Origin of the sequence: Dyadobacter jejuensis, assembly GCF_003149085.1 — a bacterium.
Lineage (GTDB): Bacteria > Bacteroidota > Bacteroidia > Cytophagales > Spirosomataceae > Dyadobacter > Dyadobacter jejuensis.
In genome coordinates, this window is sequence record NZ_QGDT01000012.1 from 124,883 (window position 1) to 145,835 (window position 20,953).

General features: G+C 43.6%; 17 protein-coding genes. 5 read left to right on the top strand and 12 right to left on the bottom strand.

Annotated features, from left to right (window positions below):
• Positions 1-166 precede the first annotated feature (166 nt).
• The 6 genes from CLV98_RS18840 to fcl form a co-directional block, all read right to left on the bottom strand.
• Entirely contained in the window at positions 167-1,744 is a 1,578-nt protein-coding gene (locus CLV98_RS18840; RefSeq protein WP_109676849.1) for a hypothetical protein, read from the bottom strand.
• A complete protein-coding gene (locus tag CLV98_RS18845; protein WP_109676851.1) occupies positions 1,734-2,777 on the bottom strand; it encodes a CgeB family protein in 1,044 nt (347 codons plus the stop codon). Before CLV98_RS18845 ends, CLV98_RS18840 begins: the two co-directional genes overlap by 11 nt.
• Positions 2,778-2,827: 50 nt before the next feature.
• A complete protein-coding gene (locus CLV98_RS18850; RefSeq protein WP_109676853.1) occupies positions 2,828-3,736 on the bottom strand; it encodes a polysaccharide pyruvyl transferase family protein in 909 nt (302 codons plus the stop codon).
• Positions 3,726-5,114, bottom strand: coding sequence for a lipopolysaccharide biosynthesis protein (locus tag CLV98_RS18855; RefSeq protein ID WP_109676855.1), 1,389 nt, complete (start codon positions 5,112-5,114; stop codon positions 3,726-3,728). The genes CLV98_RS18850 and CLV98_RS18855 overlap by 11 nt, the downstream gene beginning before the upstream one ends.
• Positions 5,115-5,191: 77 nt before the next feature.
• Positions 5,192-6,337, bottom strand: a complete 1,146-nt coding sequence (gmd, locus tag CLV98_RS18860) for a GDP-mannose 4,6-dehydratase (protein ID WP_109676857.1) — start codon at positions 6,335-6,337, stop codon at positions 5,192-5,194.
• A gap of 46 nt (positions 6,338-6,383) precedes the next feature.
• Positions 6,384-7,325 carry a GDP-L-fucose synthase gene (gene fcl / locus CLV98_RS18865; protein WP_109676859.1) on the bottom strand — a complete coding sequence of 314 codons (942 nt, stop codon included), beginning with the start codon at positions 7,323-7,325 and terminating at the stop codon, positions 6,384-6,386.
• A 127-nt stretch (positions 7,326-7,452) separates the two neighbouring features.
• On the opposite strand from fcl, the gene CLV98_RS18870 reads away from it, so the two are divergent.
• Positions 7,453-7,899: a hypothetical protein gene (locus CLV98_RS18870; RefSeq protein ID WP_146202308.1), complete on the top strand. Its 447-nt coding sequence runs from the start codon at positions 7,453-7,455 to the stop codon at positions 7,897-7,899.
• A gap of 95 nt (positions 7,900-7,994) precedes the next feature.
• Here CLV98_RS18870 and CLV98_RS18875 read toward each other — a convergent pair whose 3' ends face one another.
• From CLV98_RS18875 to CLV98_RS18895, 5 genes are all read right to left on the bottom strand, one after another.
• Complete coding sequence (locus CLV98_RS18875) at positions 7,995-8,999, bottom strand: mannose-1-phosphate guanylyltransferase (protein ID WP_109676863.1); 1,005 nt, start codon at positions 8,997-8,999, stop codon at positions 7,995-7,997.
• A gap of 567 nt (positions 9,000-9,566) precedes the next feature.
• Positions 9,567-10,877, bottom strand: a complete 1,311-nt coding sequence (locus CLV98_RS18880; protein ID WP_109676865.1) for a UDP-glucose dehydrogenase family protein — start codon at positions 10,875-10,877, stop codon at positions 9,567-9,569.
• 477 nt (positions 10,878-11,354) lie between these two features.
• A complete protein-coding gene (locus CLV98_RS18885) occupies positions 11,355-13,745 on the bottom strand; it encodes a GumC family protein (RefSeq protein ID WP_109676867.1) in 2,391 nt (796 codons plus the stop codon).
• A gap of 32 nt (positions 13,746-13,777) precedes the next feature.
• Positions 13,778-14,605 carry a polysaccharide biosynthesis/export family protein gene (locus tag CLV98_RS18890; RefSeq protein ID WP_109676926.1) on the bottom strand — a complete coding sequence of 276 codons (828 nt, stop codon included), beginning with the start codon at positions 14,603-14,605 and terminating at the stop codon, positions 13,778-13,780.
• A gap of 197 nt (positions 14,606-14,802) precedes the next feature.
• On the bottom strand, positions 14,803-15,540 hold the full coding sequence (locus tag CLV98_RS18895) for a tyrosine-protein phosphatase (RefSeq protein ID WP_109676869.1): 738 nt from the start codon (positions 15,538-15,540) through the stop codon (positions 14,803-14,805).
• Between the two features lie 571 nt (positions 15,541-16,111).
• Here CLV98_RS18895 and CLV98_RS18900 point away from each other — a divergent pair.
• The 4 genes from CLV98_RS18900 to CLV98_RS18915 all read left to right on the top strand — a co-directional run bounded on the left by CLV98_RS18900 (position 16,112) and on the right by CLV98_RS18915 (position 19,827).
• Positions 16,112-16,747 (top strand): 3-keto-disaccharide hydrolase, encoded by a 636-nt coding sequence (locus CLV98_RS18900; protein ID WP_109676871.1) that lies wholly within the window; start codon positions 16,112-16,114, stop codon positions 16,745-16,747.
• Between the two features lie 235 nt (positions 16,748-16,982).
• Positions 16,983-18,248: a DEAD/DEAH box helicase gene (locus CLV98_RS18905; protein WP_170120689.1), complete on the top strand. Its 1,266-nt coding sequence runs from the start codon at positions 16,983-16,985 to the stop codon at positions 18,246-18,248.
• A 116-nt stretch (positions 18,249-18,364) separates the two neighbouring features.
• Positions 18,365-19,099 carry a DUF1361 domain-containing protein gene (locus tag CLV98_RS18910; RefSeq protein WP_109676875.1) on the top strand — a complete coding sequence of 245 codons (735 nt, stop codon included), beginning with the start codon at positions 18,365-18,367 and terminating at the stop codon, positions 19,097-19,099.
• Between the two features lie 20 nt (positions 19,100-19,119).
• Positions 19,120-19,827 carry a pseudouridine synthase gene (locus tag CLV98_RS18915; protein WP_109676877.1) on the top strand — a complete coding sequence of 236 codons (708 nt, stop codon included), beginning with the start codon at positions 19,120-19,122 and terminating at the stop codon, positions 19,825-19,827.
• Here the strand turns inward: CLV98_RS18915 and CLV98_RS18920 are convergent.
• Complete coding sequence (locus CLV98_RS18920; protein WP_109676879.1) at positions 19,822-20,796, bottom strand: c-type cytochrome; 975 nt, start codon at positions 20,794-20,796, stop codon at positions 19,822-19,824. The two genes, CLV98_RS18915 and CLV98_RS18920, sit on opposite strands and share 6 nt — an antisense overlap.
• Between the last annotated feature and the right edge of the window lie 157 nt (positions 20,797-20,953).

The following is a 20,953-nucleotide window of genomic DNA, read 5'->3' on the forward strand; positions in this document are numbered from 1 at the left end:
GACCTATGGCCTTTTAATTAAGAAGAGCTTACCCAATTTGTTACTTCTGCAAAAAAGTTTTCTATGTTGTTAAATGTATTTTTCAGTGGCTTTTTCTCTAAATATCATTTCTGAATACATGGAAGTTGAGTCCTTTCGTCTAACCCTAAATACAAATACAGATGTACTAATTTTTTCTTCCTCTGGCATATGGTAGTAATTGTATTATAAACACAACTAACCAATAGGTAAAACACAACTGCCAAAACCCTCTAAGAATATAGGCTAGAGGAACAGTTAATCCAATCGAGTTTCTATACATTCCTAGAAACCCGAAAATGTTTATTAAACCTATTGTCGAAAACATGACTTGGTTGTTTCGGAAAATAACAAAACAGTCAAGAAGTTTAAATGAAAAAAAGAGTAGTATGAATATCAAAGGGAATGACCATAATCCAAATGTTGCTAGTCCATCTGCGACTAAACTGGTTACTCGATAACCGCCTAAGGCATTGGCCCCTCCGCCAGTCATAAATAGCATATCACCGGGTGAATATAGAAGTTGATTTTTGTCTAATTTGACATTAAATATAGCCAATAACGGCAATGGGAATATTGCTAATGCCTTTGATTCAAAGCTATCTTGCATCTTTGGGTTGGAGAATCCTATTTTGTGAGCATAATAGATAGTTTCATCGGAAACCCTAAGATTTCCAAATCTGTTCAACATAAAATTATTGATATATCTCTCATCCCAACCATTACTGTAGGAGATCAACTGACCCCTTTCCTCAATGGAGGTGTTTCTAAGTTGTTCCATGAGGCCATCATTTTGAAGGGTTTGCACTGTTTTTTCAAATAGTTCGGCTCTACTAATATCACTTCGAACTTTTCTTGTCGCCAGCATGGCAAGGGATATGTCTGAAATAAAGTTTAATCCAACGAAAACAAAAAAGCCAAGTATTATGATTTTTTTTGGAGATAGTAATTTAAAAACGCTGATGTTCTCAATTAAAACATAAATAAAATAAAGCAAAATCAATGTAAAAATTGGGAATATCATTGATTGTCGGCTATTCGTTGCGAAGCTGGTAATGAATAGCACAGCAATATAAAGCCATACAAGTAGATTACGGCTTTTACTTTTTGATATCCCGCATAATGTTGGAAACAACATTATAATAGGAGTATATTGCAAATAAAGCAATCCAGCTAAAAACTTATTATTTACATCTCCAAATTCCACTTCGCCAGCCACTATTAATTGTTGGATTCGGACTGCTATTCCAATTAATCCAAGTATCCATAATGTGATTGGATCCGTTTTAAAAAAACCTATTTTAAAAAGCCATTTTTGAATTTTGTTTGTTTTCTTACTATGATAATGAATACTAGTATAAAAGGCCATTGAGGCTACGCAAAACATTACCGTTTCCCAAAAGAATGTGTCGAATGGCATTTCAAATCCATAAGTTATTGGTTTCCCTTCTAATAACGTCGCAGGAAGGGGTAAATATCTAGCCAAGAACATAGATAGAAATGTTAAAAATGAAAACGGATGTTCTAGAATGATCTTTCGCTTCAGAAAAAAACCATTAAATATGTGCCAAACGATTAATTCCATTAAACATCCCATCATATTTTCCCAGGAAAGGAAAAATATGATCTCACCAACTATAGAGGTATATAATACGATGGCAAACCATTTTTTTAGTAGGTATACAACATCACCCTTATTATTTGGTTGAATGGAATTAGTCATCATTCAGTACGCTGTTTATCATTCGGTTCATTGAGTCTTCGTTGGAATATCCTGAAAGTTTACATCTTTTCAACCCTTCTAATATTATAGTCTGGCGTATATCATCATTTTCTAAATAATATTGACATTTATTTAGTAATTCTTCATTAGAAGAGAAGTAATCAGCTTCTTTTCCCTCTTCAAACAATGACAAGTGCTCTATGGTCCTTTCTGCCAACATAAATCCACCACATGCAGGTATTTCCATACTCCGTGAGGTTTGCAAATCATGATTGATTTTTCTTAAAAAACACAAAGATATTTTAAACGCTCGCAACGCCTTCGAATATTCATCAGTGAATATTCCTGGTAGAACCTCTAAATTTTTAATATTTCTATAGTTATTCCACCTACCATCGCCGAAAACTTTCACCTTTACACCATTTTCTGCTAAAAAGAGGATACTATCGCAACGTTCTTTTTCCCAAGCTCCGATAAAGCCGACATCGCCACCTAAACGCTCTGTCTCTTCTATTGTTAAGGTTCTAGGATAGTGAAATGAACTTTCATAATGTTTATTTGTAAACTCAATACGTTTGGCCCCTAAAGATTTCATTTTATCCAATATATAGGATTTTGTTGTGAAGTGAATATCATAAAGTGGAATGCATTTTAGGTAGTTTTGACTTTGATTATGCCTTAATGCCATATTATCAGGAGAATAGCTTACAATTTTAGTTGAGGGACAAAGGCGTTTAATACAACGCAAGGTTTCTGGATTAATCGTTATACCCTTATCTATCCAAATAATATCATAATAGTCGTTTCCAGTAGCATTAATTAGTTTTAATATTTGCTTATTGGCCTTAGGGCTATCAGGTAAACGTATAGGAAATCCGTATTGAAATAGACGATTTGCTAGTTTGTACCAAATAGTGAATTTTTTGTCACGGGTATTAACCACATCAATTTTTGTTGTGAGTTTTGTGAGAGCCCAATGACGATGGAGACATGTATTAGAAGTTCCGTTCATGTTTCCTACTGATAAGATTTTCATAAAAGATAAAAATTAGTATTCAAATAAATGATGCTCATTTCTATATTAGGTTAACTTATCAAATCTTTCATATCATTTATGTACTCCATATTTAATTTTCTACATATATCAAGTGAATTAGGATATATCTGCGCTTGTGAAATATCAAATTCTAAATCACCTGAATATAATACAGGTGGATATTTAAAATAATTGTATTTCTCTGATCTAGGCGCGAATAGGATACATTTCTTTTGCATTAATGTGCTCCAGTATACTGCATGATAGCTATTAGTCACAATAATATCAGAGGTGCCAATAAATTCAATCATTTTAGACAAAGGTGCGTTATTTGTTATAAAGTCGAAATGTTTTAAATCATCTGGAAGATGATTTAAAACATCCTTATGTGCTATTACACCTATCTTTCTAATAGAGGGGTATTCCAGTTCTAGTTCGTGAAGCATACAAGTTGCACATGGTACAAACCGGAAATTTTGATATTCGTAATCTCTTACTGAAATTAGGTCAAAATCTTCCCACTCCAGTTTCACAACAGACTCATTATTAATACTAGAGTTAAATCCTGCAGTCCATATTATTGATTTACTAGCCAATTTTGCTGATTTCTTAATATTGTAGTTCCATAATGTACTAGCATTCAACAGTCCACCCCCACCAATGACAATTATGTCATTTTTCTTGATTAAAGAAAATTTGACACTATTAATGTCGTGGACAAGACATGCATACTCGGCGAATATCCTGTTAATATATTGATAATAACCGCATGCAATATCTCCGGTATTATTAGTACAGTATCTGTGTATAAAATGTATGGAAGGATGATTTAAGGTTGACGTGTTTCGAATGATTTTTACAGGGTATTTGCTCTTTGTTCTCCATATTTGAAATCTTGTAAATAGAGTATATTTATTTATTAGATTTCTGTATATTTTTTGAAATACTTTAGTTGCCATATTTTTTTAAAATTACAATAGGATTAAGCAATTTTCCCTTATTTAATAGGAACTTGATTTGATGACTAATTTCAGTTAGCATTTCCCAAAAATTAATGTTTAAGAATTTATTATTTTGTTTTAATGTAAAGACAAACAATAGTATTTCAGTACTAAGAATAGTTATTGGGATAATTTCTAAATTGGGGTAAATAGTTAATAGCAAGTAAGTTATAATTACGGTGAAAAATTGAGTAATCAGAAACGCAATAGTAAAAGGGCCATGAGTATTGGTTGATAATGGAATAACACTTGATATTCCCCATAAACATGAAACCAACATTGATAGCAACATGCAGGCAAAAAATAATTGATTGAATGCGATAGTATGTTTGGTCCATGCGGTATATATATGCTCTCCAGCTAATAACATGAGTATAATACTGAATGTTGTTATGATGAAAGTTATAACTAGGGATCTATAATAGATGTTTTTAATGGTTTTTATGTCGTGTCTTCCAAAAGCTGCGCAAATTTCAGGATTGATGGAAGTTGAAAGCATATTCATTACTTGGCGTAGGAAATTTACAAATGTTCTAGTGGTTGTGAAGGCCACCAAAATTGTAGGTCCCAGAAGGGTATTTACAACAAGAACAATACCCTGACTAGAAACAGCCTGACCCAGGGGAAACATCATAAATGCCAAAGATGGACCTATTAATGATTTTAGAATGGGGAAGTTGAAATTTTGAAATGAAAATTTAATTTTAAATATTTTATTCGAATAATGATGTTTACAAATAATCCCTCCTATTGTTGGAATTATATAGATGCATAACATTAAGTTAATATCCAGATGAAATGTTACACCAATGAATAATATAAGTAAAACTCCAAGTCTGACAATATTGTCTATTATTATGGCAATATGAGTGTGGGAAGTAGCTCTAAAGATGCCATGATAAACTCGACCATACATATTAAAGAATACCTCACTTAATAAAACCATAAAGGCAAAGGATGTCTCAGTTTCAGAAAAGGAATTAATACTTAGTATACTATTGAATCCCCATATTTGCGATATTAAAATTGAAGAGGATATAAAAATAACAAATATGAATAGGACAAATATAAATGCGTTGGCTTGCAACCTTTTACAGCTAGCATAATCTTTTTGTTGGTATTTTATTACAAAGTCATTGTTACTAGCCCTATTAAGCCCTAAATCCGTCATTGCAAAAAATGCCGAAAACGCCGTGATTAGTATCCAGTCAGCATATTTTTCAACTCCCCAATTAAGTATAAATAAGGGTACCATCGCAATTTGGTTTAGGAAGTTCACTCCCATACCAAACGAATTGGCTGCAAAGTTTTTAGCAATTGTTTTATATACTGACATACTACTCAAAATTTGTCATACTTATAACAATGACGAATAGATGATTAACTGATCATCTATGAGTTAATTGTTTTTTTCTATTCAAAATAATTCAGCACTCCAAAACCTTCTTTAAGCAATAGCCGATCTTTTTGGAATAGGCGGAGGTCGGAGGAGGCCATATCTTCGATTAGGGTCTGGAGGGTATATTTAGGTTTCCAGCCTAGTTTTTCTTGTGACTTGGTAGGGTCGCCAATAAGCAGTTCTACTTCGGTAGGGCGGTAGTAGCGGGGATCGATTTTAAGAACGGTAGCCCCAATTTTAAGGTGGGAGGTATCCTTAATTCCCAGTTCGGCCATCCGTTCGGTATCTATGGTGGCGATGGTCGCTATTTCGTCGGCTTCCGTTCCGCTAAAGGCAAGCTCTATTCCCAGGAAAGCGAAGGTCATGCGGATAAACTCCCGTACGCGGGTGGTCACACCGGTGGCGATCACAAAGTCTTCGGACTTTTCCTGCTGAAGGATCAAGTACATGGCCTCTACATAATCTTTGGCATGGCCCCAGTCGCGTTGGGCGTCGATATTTCCCATATACAAGCAATCTTGTAATCCCAGGGCTATTTTGGCCGCAGCACGGGTGATTTTCCGGGTTACAAAGGTTTCACCACGAAGGGGAGACTCATGGTTAAAGAGAATACCGTTGGAAGCGAACATGTTATAGGCTTCACGGTAGTTGACGGTAATCCAATAGGCGTACATTTTGGCTACTGCATAGGGAGAGCGTGGGTAAAATGGCGTGGTTTCAGACTGAGGTACGGCCTGTACCAAGCCATATAGCTCCGAAGTAGATGCTTGGTATATTTTGGTTTTTTTGGTAAGGCCTAGGAGACGTACCGCTTCTAATATACGTAAGGTGCCTATTCCATCGGCATTGGCGGTATATTCGGGCATTTCGAAACTTACCTGAACATGGCTCATGGCGGCCAGGTTATAGATCTCGTCGGGTTGAACTTCCTGGATGATCCGGGTTAAGTTCATCGAGTCGGTCAAATCCCCATAATGTAGGATAAACTTGGCGTTGTCGACATGGGGATCTTCATAAAGGTGATCGATGCGGTCGGTGTTAAACAAGGAGCTTCTTCGTTTGATCCCGTGGACGGTATAGCCCTTGCTCAATAGTAATTCACTCAAATAGGCGCCATCCTGGCCCGTTACTCCGGTGATTAATGCTACTTTATTGCTCATATTCGTATCGTTAAGTAAAGTTCTGATTTCGTTATTAGGGTTGGGTTTATGCCGAGTATTCGGTCTGGTGTTTTAAAAAGTCCTGATAGGCTAGGGCCACTCCTTCTTTTAACTCGATGCGGTGGCTCCATCCCAGGCCGTGCAGGTTGGCTACGTCCATCAGTTTGCGAGGGGTGCCGTCGGGCTTACTGGTATCCCAGTCAATGGTGCCCGTAAAGCCTACCGTCTCGGCCACTAGTTCGGTGAGCTCCTTAATGGACAGGTCTTCTCCTGTTCCTATATTGATTAGCTCACGACCGTTATAATTTTCCATTAAGAAAAGGCAGGCCTCGGCGAGATCGTCGGCGAAGAGAAACTCTCTTTTGGGCGACCCCGTTCCCCAGGCTTGCACGCTGGGGCTATTGCTTTCCTTGGCCTCGTGAAACTTGCGGATCAGGGCGGGGAGGACATGGGAGTTGTTGAGGTCGTAATTGTCCCCATAACCATAGAGGTTGGTGGGCATTACGCTGATAAAGTTACAGTTATATTGGTCGCGGTAGGCCTCACAAAGTTTGATGCCGGCAATCTTGGCGATAGCATAGGGCTCATTGGTAGGCTCTAAGGGGCCGGTAAGCAGGGAGGTCTCTTGCAAGGGCTGGGGAGCCAACTTAGGATAGATGCAGGACGAGCCTAGAAACATCAGTTTGGTGACGCCCGTAACATAAGCCTGATGAATGATATTGGCCTCTATCATCAAGTTTTCATAGATAAAGTCGGCCCTATAGGTGTTATTGGCTACGATGCCTCCCACTTTGGCAGCGGCCAGGAATACATAGTCGGGCCGTTCGCTAGCAAAAAAGTCGGCCACAGCCTGTTGGTTGCGTAGGTCGAGTTCGGAGGAGCTCCTAAAGACGAGGTGGGTATAGCCCCGTTGCTCCAAGGCCCGCCTGATGGCCGATCCCACCATGCCTCGGTGTCCTGCTATGTATATTTTCGAGTCCTTTTTCATTTTTATATGCGTTTTTTTTACGGGAGGTACTAGGTGTTAGGTGTTAGGTGTTTGGTGTTAGGATTGCGTTGGATTTAAGTTATAATCGTTTTATTTTTAGGTAATTAGGCTACCCTTCGACTGTACGTTGACTACCCTTCGACAGGCTCAGGGTGACAGCCTATCAGGTTTCGACTGTAGGTTGACTACCCTTCGACAGGCTCAGGGTGACAGCCTATCAGGCTTCGACTGTAGGTTGACTACCCTTCGACAGGCTCAGGGTGACAGCCTATCAGGCTTCGACTGTACATTGACTACCCTTCGACAGGGCTTCGACTCCGCTCAGCCAGCAGCTCAGGGTGACAGCCTAACAGGCTTCGACTGTACATTGACTACCCTTCGACAGGCTCAGGGTGACAGCCTAACAGGCTTCGACTGTAGGTTGACTACCCTTCGACAGGCTCAGGGTGACAGCCTACCAGGCTTCGACTGTACATTGACTACCCTTCGACAGGCTCAGGGTGACAGCCTACCAGGTTTCGACTGTACATTGACTACCCTTCGACAGGCTCAGGGTGACAGCCTAACAGCTTAATCGTGCGACGGACCTTTTTAACATTTAACATTTAACATTTAACATTTAACAATTAACGCCCTAATCCCTAAAACCCAACCCCTAAAACCTAACCCCTAATTAACCAATTCCGGTTTTTCTTTTTCTAGTCTTTCAAACACCTTTTTAACTTCTTGGGAGTCGTTTTTGGAGAGGACTAGGATGGCGTCGTCGGTTTCTACGAGCACCAGGTTTTCCACTCCTATAAACTCCACGTGTTTTTTGGAGCCCACCACACAGTTGTTGCTGACAAAATGTTGTTTCTCCCCGTTATTTTCCCAATGTTCCCAGATCGACTCAAAGGAACCCAGGTCGGACCAGCCAAAGCTGGTTTTAACTACTTTTATTTTTTTAGACCGCTCCATTACGGCGTAATCGATACTCTTGGAAGGAATTTCCATGGTCTGGCTTTCGGGCAGGAGGCCATCGACGCCAGCGGCATAGCATACTCGGGATTTGGCCAGGATGTCGGGTTCAAACTTTGCGAGCTCGTCCAAAAAAGTTTGGGCCTGAAAGCAGAACATTCCACTATTCCAGAGGAAGTTGCCCTGTTCCAGAAACAACTGTGCCGTGGCCAGGTCTGGTTTTTCCCTAAACCCTAAAACCTCATGGCCCTGGCTCTCTATATACCCATAGCCTGTTTCGGGCTTGGTGGGGGCGATGCCAAAGGTTACCAGATATCCATCGGAGGCCAATTGCAGGGCCTCGGCAATGGAGGCAGCATAGGCGGCTTCGTTGGTGATGATATGGTCGGAGGGCGTCACCAGCAACAGGTCGTCTGGAGCTGCGGCTAAGGCGGCAAAGGCAATGGCGGCCGCGGTATTGCGAGGGGCCGCTTCTACTATTTCGGTATACTCACCGATTCCCGCCCGCATAAGGTCGGACTGCGATAGTAGATAATTGTCCTTATTGCCCACCACCAAAGTACGATCGGCCAGGGTTCTGTTGCGTTCGGCAGTGAGTTGAAACAGGGACTTATCCCCGAACATAGGGATGTACTGTTTGGGCATCGACTTGCGCGACACCGGCCATAGCCGACTGCCAACTCCTCCAGAAAGTATTACATGGATGGTTTTGGACATTTTTTTATATGCTTTATTGTTTATGTTTTAGGCCATAGGCTTTAAGCTTATAGCTTTATTATCGTATAAATCGATTGGCAGGCTTCGACTGCCCTTCGACAGCCCTTCGACAGGCTCAGGGTGACAGGCTTCGACGAGACCTGTCACGCTCTGCGTGATCAGCCAGCAGCTCAGGGTGACAGGCTTCGGCTACCCTTCGACAGCCCTTCGACAGGCTCAGGGTGACAGCCTTCGGCTTCGACTCCGCTCAGCCTACGAGCCTACCAGGCTTCGACGAGACCTGTCACGCTCTGCGTGATCAGCCAGCAGCTCAGGGTGACAGGCTTCGGCTGCCCTTCGACAGGCTCAGGGTGACAGGCTTCGGCTGCCCTTCGACTGGCTCAGGGTGACAGGCTTCGGCGAGACCTGTCACGCTCTGCGTGATCAGTCTGTCAGCTTACCTATGCGACTCGCCGCTTTGACCTTTAACCTTTGACCTTTAACCTTTAACCTTAGACCTTTAACCCAAGACCCAAGACCTAATAACCTAAGACCTAATAACCTAACCGCCTAACAGCCTAATTCCTATCAACTTTCCACTGTTTCCCTTCCGATGCTATAATAGGTAAATCCTTGTTCTTTCATGGTTGGCAATTCGTATAGGTTCCGGCCATCGAAAACGACTTTGTTTTTAAGCAATTTGCCCATTTTGTCGAAGTCGGGGGTGCGGAACTGTGGCCATTCGGTAAAGATCATGAGTGCATCGGCATCGTCGAGAGCGGCATAGGCCGTATGACAATAGGTAAGGTCGGGGAGGAGTCGCTTCACATTGTCCATGGCCTCGGGATCGTAGACGGTCACGGTGGCACCCGCTTCTAGTAGGGCCTTGATGTTTTCTAAGGCAGGAGCTTCCCGGATATCGTCGGTATAAGGCTTAAAGGCCAATCCCCATACGGCGATGGTCTTGCCCTGAAGGTTGCCCTCGAAATACGACTCAACCAAAGGAATCAATCTTTTTTTCTGATCCTGGTTGACGGCCATTACCGAAGTAAGGGTACGGAAGTCGTAGCCGTAATCGATAGAGGTTTTGGCCAAGGCCTGTACATCCTTGGGGAAACAGCTACCCCCGTAGCCAATACCGGCGAAGAGGAAGCGCTTGCCAATGCGGCTGTCTGTCCCAATGCCCCGGCGTATATCGTCGACGTTGGCGCCTACCTTTTCGCAAAGGTTGGCGATTTCGTTCATAAAGGTAATTTTAAGTGCTAAAAAGGAGTTGGCCGCATATTTGGTCATCTCCGCGGAGCGCTCGTCCATAAAAATAACGGGGTTACCCTGGCGAACCAAAGGAGCATAAAGCTTCTCCATTACTTTTTTGGCTTTTTCTGACTGAGTACCCACTACCACCCGGTCGGGCTTCATAAAGTCTTCTACTGCGACGCCCTCTCGTAGGAATTCGGGGTTGGAAACCACGTCGAAGTCTACTTGTGCCGCGGCGGCAATGGCCTCCCGTACCTTCTCGGCGGTACCTACCGGGACGGTGCTCTTGTCGATGATTACCGCATATTGGCTTAGGATAGGTCCTAGGTCCTTAGCCACCCCCAAAATGTATTTGAGGTCGGCCGATCCGTCTTCTCCAGGAGGGGTGGGCAGTGCTAGGAAAATAACCTCCGCACCTTGGATCCCCTCTACCAAGCTGGTGGTGAAGTTCAGGCGTCCTTCGGCAATGTTCCGGTCGAAAAGTACGTCAAGCCCTGGTTCATAAATCGGAATCTCTCCCTGTTGTAAACGTGCGACTTTCTTTTCGTCAATGTCTACACAGGTAACCTGGTTTCCGGTTTCGGCAAAACATGTTCCGGTTACGAGTCCTACGTATCCGGTTCCTACTACTGCAATTTTCATTCGTTTTATTTTAAGTGATCGGAACTGACCCTTTCAGCAAGCGCTGAAGTTTAAACCTACTGAGGAGTTCGCCTCCTTAATAAGGGAAGGCTAAAATACCCCAAGGCTGGACTCGAAAAACGAATGGATGGCTTAAAAAATGTTTCTTCATAACGTTGAGTAAAATCGTAAAGATCTTTAAAACCTTTTTTTGTTCTGCGAATAGCCTGGGCTATTTTAGTAATAACGTTGAGTAAAATCGAACATCCTTAATTTATCTTGAATCCTGAATGTCAGGATTCGCTTAGCTAATGTCAAATTCTTGTTATAGTTCAAAATACAAGCTCGAATTTAGGATATTTTTATTACTCTACAAATTTTATCGAGTTAAAAAATTATGTATTTCTACTTATTGGCTTAATTTATTTGCAAAGTCTTCAAAGGTATTTGTATAGTACTATATAAAAAACAATTTCGTATAGTTTATATCCTTGATTATCAGCCCTTCCCAATCAATTTTTTTATTCTATTCATATTAAAGGGGTTGGTCTTGGCCGCCACCTGGTCTTCGGTATAATAACCGTACCCATAGCCCCCATAACCATAACCGTACCCATAACCGGCGCCATAATTGACCCCATTATAGACGATGCTCATGTTTTTAAACCTTTTGGTTTTGTACAATTGTCCAATTCGCTTGAGGTGGTCGAGTAGGGTATAATTAAAACGTACCACATACAGGGAGGCATCGACGAACTCGCCAATCAGGGCGGCGTCGGTCACCAGACCGTATGGAGGGGAGTCGATCAGCACATAATCGTATTGTTCCTGAAGCTCGGCGATCATTTTAGGCAATCGCCCGTTGGTCAGTAGCTCCGAAGGGTTAGGAGGCAGGGGGCCGCTGGTGATTACATCGAACTTAGGGTGCACATTGGTCGACTGGATAAGCGACGATAGGTTACTCTGTCCAATCAGATAGTTGGAGATCCCCTTGGTATTGCCTACCTCCAGGCGATCCTGAAGGGAAGGTTTCCGCAAGTCGAGCCCTAGGAGAACGACTCTTTTGTCGGAGAAGGCCAAACTAGCGGCCAGGTTGATACTGACAAAGCTTTTTCCTTCACCTCCTACCGAGGAGGTAAACATGATGGTGCGGCAGCTGCCATCACCCAGGTACTGCAGGTTGGTCCGTAGGGCTCTAAACTGTTCGGCTACGGCGCTGCGGCTGGTCATCTTGATAATGGAGTCGGCCGCTGGGCCGTCTTTGCCAGTCTTCATCAGGCCGATCTCCCCTAGGATAGAGGCATGGGTTCGTTTTTCTATGTCCTCACGATCCTGAACGGTATTATTGATAAGGAAGATTAGATTGATGATGAGCAGGGGAATGGCGAATCCAGCTACTAGTCCCCCAAGCCAAATCATTGATTTCTTTGGTTTTATTGGCTTGTAGCTTGAAATGGGCGCGTCGATAAGCCGGCTATCAGTAACCGTGGAGGCATAGGCTAGGGCCGTTTCCTCCCTCTTTTGCAACAGATACAAGTAAAGGTTTTCTTTAATAGTTTGTTGGCGTTTGATGCCCACATATTCCCTTTCCTTTTGGGGGATGCTGCGCAGGCCTGCGGAGAAACGGCTATTGATCGACTCCAAGTTCTGCTTGGTAACGTCCATACCCCGGCGCAGGTTTTGTACGTTCTCGCGGATCGACTGGCGCACGCTAGCCAGCTGGGTGTTGATGGTCTCGAGGAAGGGGTTGTTGGCGGTGGTAGTCCGGGCATATTGTTCCCTTTGTAGCTCCAGTTCATTGAATTTGGTGAGCAAGGATACCAGTACCGGGTCGTTGATCATATAGGTGGCCGGGGCTACGGCTCCGGCTCCGGCATTTTTGATATAGTTATCTACACTTTGAAGGATGTTGATCTGGGTATTGACCTCGTTGAGCTTGGCGTCGTTTTCCTTGATATTTTCAAGGAAAAGCTCCGATTCGGCGCTGATGTCGGTAAGGCCCTTGCTGGTTTTATAGGTTTCGACATCCTTTTCTACGTCACCCAATTCGCCAGTGATCAGCCCCAGTCGAGTCTCAATAAACTTGAGGGTGTTGCTGGCCTCGCTATTTTTGTCGGCCAAAGCGGACCTTACGTATACGTCTAGGAGCTTATTGAGCACGTCCCTTCCGCGTTGCACGTTTACATCTTCATAGGTAAGTTCCACCACCGTACTTTTTACATTAGGTTGCTGAACGCTTAACCTAGAGAGCATACTTTCAGCAACACTTTTGGCTTGAGCAAAATGGATGGTAGCCTCTTGATTGGAGGTAGGCTCTCCTCTTTTGACGATAAAGGCCCCCCAGGCGTTGGTCAATCTTTTGCCGAATGGATAAAGTTCGTCGGAGCCGTTGAGTCGGAAATGGCTGCTGTCGGCTAACTCTATAGTCATATCTTCTTCATAGCCATATTCGGTGATCACCTCTGGGGTGACTATTACAGGGCTGTCCCCATATATATTGACCGTCCGAAGACCTTGTTTGGTGGTATAGGATACGTCGAGGGCAAGTTCCTTAATTACCTGCTCCATCAAGTTCTGAGATTTGAGGATCTCTATTTCATTTTCTACCAGTTTATTTCCACCAAACTGATTGCTGAGTTCCGATAGCATATCCCCTTGAGCCCCACTAATCCCCTTTTGCTCGTCCTTGATCAGCATGGTAGTCTTCGTGCTATAGACGGGTTGCGTAGTTTTTAAATAGAAAAAAGCGGCTGTAAGGGTAAGGGCCACAAAAATGGGGAACAGGTACCAGTATCTAAAGTAGCGGCGGATATATTGTTGCAGGTTAAATTCCTGCTCCTCTTCCTCTACAAAGTCATTCTGAAGCATATGGTTATTGTAATCTTTCATATCCGTTGAGTAAATGAGCGGCTTAATAGGGATTATTTTACGAAATTAAGGACCAAAATGGTGAGGGTGCTGACGGCCGCCACCACACTGGCGAATAGGGGCAATCGGCGGGCTCGGTAATCCGATTCCAGCATTTTGGCCTCTACTGGTTCCACATAGACGATATCGTTTTTATGAAGGTAATAATAGGGGGAATTAAAGACTTCACGGCTGGTAAGGTCCAGGCGCGCATATTCGCGGGTGCCGTTTTCTTCCCTTATTACCAAGACGTTGGTCCGGTTCCCATAAATGGTCAAATCGCCCGCTAAGCTAAGTACTTGAGGCAGGGTGATTTTCTCTTCGGGAATCACATGAATGGAGGGCGATTTTACTTCTCCCAGCACCGATACTTTAAAGTTGACGTTCCGAACGATGACCGAGGGCTCTTTAAGGTAGTCCTTGAGCTTGGTGCGGATCAGTTCGGAAGCCTGTTCCGTTTTTAGTCCCTGGATATATATTTTGCCTAAAAGGGGCATTTCTATACTTCCGTCGGCATGAACCAGATAGCCCAGGGGTTGTAATCTTGCTCCTCCTCCCGTAGTCGAATAATTGGCAATGGGGGTGGTGATACCGGCGGCGGCATTAAACATCTCATTCGATTCGGGGCTTAGGCTCCCCACCACGATGGTCAGGATATCGTTGGGTTGGATGGTAGGTACATAGGCCTGAGTAATGGAATCGACCTTATACTTCAGGGTGTCACCTTGGAAATATACAATCGACTTAGGGGATACACAGGAAGTAAAGGATCCGGCCATTCCGATCAGGATGGGAAGTACTAGGAGTATCAAATGTTTCTTCCCTTTGGTTTTCGTAATCATATGCATGTATGCGCTGCGGTAGTAAGGTGGTACAATAGTGAAATCGTTATTATTGCCAATAATTCGTGAAATCTAGTGGTTTTTAGCCTTTTGTCTATCTCTTTCGAATAGACCTTGGTAACTATTTATATATTTACAATAGAAAATTATCTGTTGATCTTACGGTACAAATGTAGCAGATATTCTATATTTAACACTTAAACATGCAGAAGTTTTTCATTTTTGAACGGATATTCCCTTAACCATTTCTGCTTGTTTTTCAGGCCTATTTGTTGTAAATGTTGGATCTTGTGCGCGTCAGACCCCAAAAAAGTGATAAGATTGTTTTTAAGTAACCAGGTGGCCATTTTTTGAACATTTTCACCATAATAGGGTCCTAGTGAAAGGGCGTTTACTTGTAATTCGCAACCTTGGGCGCATAATTGTTGGTAAATGCTGGGGTCAGAATAATAATACGTATACCTTTCAGGGTGGGCTAAAACGGGTTTGTAGCCTTTTTCTATGATGGTAAAAAGGGTTTGGGCGGTATTGAGTAGTGGGGTGGAGTAGGGCAGCTCTACAAGGAGTCGGTTGCCGGGGAGGGTGAGCATTTCTTGTCCCGTCAGCAACAGATCCATAAAGTGCTCATCGATGAAATATTCGGCGGCTGCATTTATGCGTATCTGGAGGTCTTCGGCCCTAGCAGCCGAACGAACTTCTTCCAGTCCCGATCGAATAATTTCAGGAGTATTACGGTAACAGTCCCATATAATATGAGGTGTCGTGTACAGTTCTTGGTATCCAAGACTTTGAAAAAACCTAATCATTTCTAGAGCTTCTTCTATTGTTTCTACACCATCATCTATCCCAGGTATTAGATGGGAGTGAAGGTCTATTCCGATATGGCTCAGGTCTAATTGTGTTTCTTTCGATTTTTTGTATATCCAGTTAAACATAATTATTCTCGGATTTAGAAATTCTCTGTTGAGGGTGAAACAGTAATTGAATTTACTCCGAAATTTGGAATTTTAGTGGTTTTTGCAAATTTAGGATAAAATATTACAGATCAAACCAAATATTGTTTCTTAAAAAAAAATATTAAAAATAAGTTGAATTATTTTACTAGTAGAATGAACAAATTCAATATATGGTTTTTTGTATAACAGTCAAGTGAATTAAACTTTAACATATCGTTAAATATTCTATCTTTTGTCTCGATATATTTCTATAGTTACTTCCTTTAAATATAGGGCGATATCTTATAAATGTTATCAGCTTTATTACCGAATACGGAAGTATGTTTACATTGGGCTACGGATTACTTATTAAATTTTGATTAAATGACGAATCGAGCTTATTTGATGGCCTGTGCAGGTGGAAGAGCCATGTCAGCTGGAGGGGGATAATGAGCCATTATGGTGTTTTTTTTAGTTGAACTTGCAATATATGTTTTTAATAAGAGTAGGAATAACGTATGATGTCCCTTCTGATTATTGAAAATTAATCATCGTTTAAACCTAAAATTTAATGAAACAACTCATATGTTTAATCAGTTTAGGTGCCTTGCTTCTATTTGGGGTTGAATATAAGGTACAGGCACAAGATGGTTGGAAATATTTATTTAACGGTAAAGATCTTTCGGGTTGGCAAGTGGGCGAGAACGCCGCTTCCTTCTCGGTGTCGGATGGCCGTATCAAAGTAGCGGGTCCTAAAGCCCATCTTTTTTATATGGGTGAAATAGAAACTCATAATTTCGAAAATTTTGAGTTTCAAGCCACCGTCATGACCTTGCCGGGTTCCAATTCGGGGATCTATTTTCATACCACTTATCAGGAGGCTAGCTGGCCTCAGCTAGGTTATGAGGTGCAGGTCAACAATTCGCATACCGACTGGAAACGTACGGGAAGCCTCTATAATGTGGTGGATATAAAGGAGAACTATGCCCGCGACAACGAGTGGTACACCGAGTATATCCGCGTGGAGGGCACGCATATTATCGTCAAGATTAACGGAGTGACGGTGGTAGACTATGAGGAGAAGGACGTAGACAAGCGCCCTGAAGATACCATCCATCGTGTGATAAAGAGCGGGACTTTCGCTTTACAGGCCCACGATCCCAAAAGCATTGTCTACTTCAAAGACATTAAAGTGAGGCTCTTGTAAAGGAGCTGGTAATGGCGTTGTCACTGGTTCATCCGATAAGGCGACCTTTTTTTCTAAGCTTCTACCTATTATCTTTGAGGTAAATCGAGCGGTTTGCTGACTAGGACATCAAAGTCAGCTGTTTGTTTAATCATCGTCAAAGGCCTGTGATACGGGTACTTTGAATAAAAAAAGCTGAATTTTGAATTTTAATGAATTTGAACTCCACGAAGACGTGCTTAACGCCGTGGATTCTATGAACTACCAAGCGGCGACCCCTATTCAGGAGCAAGCCATTCCTATCATACTTAAAGGAGGAGACCTATTGGCCTGTGCCCAAACCGGCACGGGAAAGACTGCCGCCTATCTAATTCCTATTTTGGACAAGGTGGCCCATGAGCCTCATCAACATACGGCTGCGCTTATATTGGTGCCTACCCGCGAATTGGCCGTTCAGATCGACCAGCAGATTCAGGGGCTAGGGTATTTTGTAGGCGCCACCAGTATTGCCGTATATGGAGGGAATAAAGGGCCCGAATGGGACCAGCAAAAGAAGGCCCTGTCGCAGGGGGCCGACATTATTATTGCCACACCGGGCAGGCTTATCGCCCATTTGCAGTTAGGATACGTCAAGTTCGATCAGATCAAACACCTGGTGTTGGATGAGGCGGATCGGATGCTGGACATGGGATTTTTGGGCGATATCATGAAAATCATGAGCTTCTTGCCCTCGCCAAAGCAAACGCTGATGTTTTCGGCCACCATGCCGCATAAAATAGGCGATCTGGCTAAGCGAATTTTGAATGACCCCCAGGAGGTGAGGCTGGCCGTGTCGAGGCCGGCAGAGCGTATCGACCAGCAGTTTTATATGGCAGGCGATAACCAAAAATTGCCGTTATTGTCGCATTTACTCACCCAAGTGTCCGATACGAGTATGGTATTGTTCACCTCCAGGAAGAATACCGTAGAACCTATTGTAAGGGCATTGCGAAAACTGGGCCTTAAAGCCAATGGAATCTCGTCGGATTCGGACCAAGGCGAACGCGAACAGGTGTTGCGATCGTTTAAAAACCGGGAATTCCCTGTGTTGGTAGCCACCGATGTGCTATCCCGGGGTATCGATATCGATAATTTGAGCCATGTGGTCAATTATGACGTACCCCGCGACCCAGAGGATTACGTACACCGGATCGGGCGTACGGCCAGGGCAGCGTCTAAAGGAACCGCTATTACTTTTATCAATGAGGCGGATCAGAAATATGTCCTGAAAATAGAACGACTTTTCGAAAAGGAAGTGGAGAAACGCACCATCCCCGAGGAATTGGGATTGGGTAGCTCCCCAGTCTTCAATGCCCGCCGTAGCTCGGGGGGAGGAGGCCACCGGGATCGGGGGCCTAGGAAGGGACCTTCCGCAGAAGGACAAGGAAATGCAGGCTCCAAAAAGCCTTTCCGTAGGAAAAAGCCTAGGTCGAAGAGCGCCGCGAAGGCTCCGTCGTCAACCCCGACCAATTCGGCTTCCTAAATTGAACTGGAACGGTATTTGCAAGAGCCGTAGGAGAGAAGGGTAGAGTCGTGCGAGGAATAGGATTATTCCAGTACGCTTTAGTCTTTCATTTTCAACGTTTCTGAAGAATATCAATGAATCCAATAGAAAATATTTTTAAGTGGTTCCGAAATTACCGGTTAAGTGTTTCGGAACCACCTATTATTTCCTTAGAGGGTATCTATACGCTCTTGTTATTACTAGGCTTAAGTCTGGTGGCCGTTTGTTTTCATTTGGTGCGTATCCTGTACAACGCCCCTGTGGATTTTTCCATGGACTGGAACTTATTCCTGAGTTGGATTCCCCTTATTGTTGCTTTTTTGGCCAATAATATTTCCATTCATTTTCGACAGGGCCGGTTGTTATTGGCCGTATTAAGCGTTTTTTGGTTGGCATTTTTTCCGAATGCGCCCTATATGATCACCGATTTGTCGCATCTGGTCGTCGATTTTCAGCGCGACCTCACTTGGCACGACAATATCATGTTGTTTACCTATGCTGAGGTGAGCCTATTTAATGGATTGGTATCCTTATATTGGATACATAGTTCATGGAAAAGGGTGTATCACAGCCGGGTCAGCTGGCTTCTGTTGCTAGGGAGCTTCCCTCTGGCGGGATATGGGGTATATTTGGGTCGGGTAAGGCGTATGAACAGCTGGGACATCCTACATGATCCTCATAAGATCATGCAAAGCCTTGTCGATAGTCTGATGGACCGGACGGCCTTGTTGCTTAGTCTGGAGATTGGCGCCCTATTGGCCGTGTTATATTTGGTACTATGGTCTATAATCAGATTTAGAATTCGTTTTAAGGCGAGTATAGAGAAATAAGAAAGGAGTATATAATTTCGATGAAGCTTGAAATCTGTTACCAGGACCACCGTTTAGTGGCCATCAATAAGCCCCATGGCTTGCTCGTACACCGCAGTCCGATAGCGGCCGATGCCCAGGAATTTGCCGTACAGCTACTCAGGGAGCAACTCGACCGACGGGTGTTTCCCGTTCATCGTCTCGATCGGAAGACCGCCGGGGTTTTACTTTTCGCCCTCGATGCCACGACCAATAGCCAGGTGCAGCAGCTCTTTGCACAAGGAGCGGTGAGTAAGCGCTATTTGGCCATTGTACGAGGCTATACTCCCGACTATCTGGAAATAGATTATCCCCTAAAAAAAGAAGACGGTCCCCTGCAAGATGCCTTTACGGTGCTACATACCTTATCGAGGGCCGAGCTGCCGATAGCCCAGGGTAAGCATGCCACCTCCAGGTATTCGTTGGTAGCCTTATGCCCCACTACTGGCCGCATGCATCAATTGCGCAAGCATATGGCCCATATTTTTCACCCGATAATAGGCGATAGACCCCATGGCTGCAACAAGCAAAATCGTTTCTTTCTGGAGTATTTTCAAATGAATACCATGCTGCTTCATGCCCAAAGTTTGGAGCTGACACCCCCTGGTACATCGGAGGCGATCAGGATCACCACCGATGTTCAGCCAGAGTTTCAACGCATGCTCGACGCCTTAGGGCTACATGCACAGGGTGTGTCAGGGGTCTTATAGTTTTGTGTATTTGTCCACCTTATGATGTATGGGTTTCAAGGAGCGTAGGTAGGCATAGATGGCCTTGAGGTCGGTATCGGTCATGCCTGCGTACATATTCCAGGGCATGGGGGTGTTTAAGTCGCCGGGAGCCACTTTGGGCGGCGAATAGGCACTATCGGCATACATCTTAAAACGATTGACGAACATGGCTTCGGTCCATTGGCCAAGTCCCGTTTCGACGTCGGGGGTAAGGTTTGCGGAACGCACGATGCCACCTGGCATAGGGAAGGCCATACCTCCGCCGTACTCCGTTCCAGGAATAGGAGTTCCTTTGTCTACCTGGCTGTGGCAATCTACACAACTAGCGGCGTTGATCAGGTATTGTCCATAGGCTAGCTCGTCGTCTGCTACGGGGAGCATCTGCGCCTGAGACCTAACCGGCATGGTGTTAATGAGTATATTAACCGGAAATGCGGGCTTGGAAGCGGGAGGTACGTTGGTAGAGGATGGAAGCTGTCGGAGATAGGCGATAATGGAATAAATGTCTTCAGGATCCATTTGCCCATAACTTTGATAGGGCATTACCGGAAACAAAGCCGAGCCATCTTTACTTACTCCAGTAGTAATGGCTCGGTATAGCTCTCCATCTGTCCATTTGAAAAGGGCATGCGGGGTGATATTTTTCGAATAAAAATCGCCTGGGAAACCCATCTCCGTTCCAAACTTTTCTCCTCCGCCGCCAATAGATCCGGGGACGATAGGGCCGGCAAAGCGGGACCAGTCACGGGTGCTGTGGCAATCCACACATACGGTAACATGATTAGCCAAATAGGCGCCTCTTTGTATCCGCTTGGGGGTGAGTTCTATGGTAAGCTCTGGTGCGGGGCCGGTATTGGGGAGCAGCCAAGTGACGTAGGCCAAGGCTCCGAGGATAGCTAGGAGCACGAAGCCAAAAAACGACAAAATAATTTTGAAGGGCTTTTTCATTTTACGAAGAGTATATGTTATTTATCCCTAAATTATGGTTAAATTTAAGTAAATGATGAGTGGCGGTCAGAAAGTTATAGCAAAACTTATTGAATGGTATAGGCAGGTGGCGAATGCGAAGAAAACTTAATGATTTCTTAACATGTACTTAATATTA